Below are 252 nucleotides of genomic sequence, written 5' to 3'. Positions count from 1 at the left end.
AAGGCCATCGAACCGTTCGCCGAATCCGTCTTCGTCCCCCAGGACCCGGTCCAGGCGGAAGCGCTGGTGCAGGCACGCCGGGATGCGATCCCGTCGCTCCAACAACTGGGGCGCACCTCCATCGGCGACGTCGGCGTGCCGCGGAACCGGCTGGCCGAGATCGTCACCGGCATCCAGGAGATTTCCCGGGACACCGGGGTCAGGATCTACACGATTGCCCACGCCGCCGACGGCAACCTGCACCCGATGATC

The 252-nt window shown here is 67.9% G+C and carries 1 protein-coding gene; it reads left to right on the top strand.

Annotated elements, in window-relative coordinates; all coding sequences use genetic code 11:
* On the top strand, positions 1-252 hold a 252-nt coding region (locus AC5RVV_RS18455; RefSeq protein ID WP_494002770.1), incomplete at both ends, for an FAD-linked oxidase C-terminal domain-containing protein.

The organism is Arthrobacter sp. MDT2-34-1 (assembly GCF_059091365.1).
The sequence above is the reverse complement of the archived record's forward strand: the minus strand, read 5'-3'. Positions and strand labels throughout refer to the sequence as shown.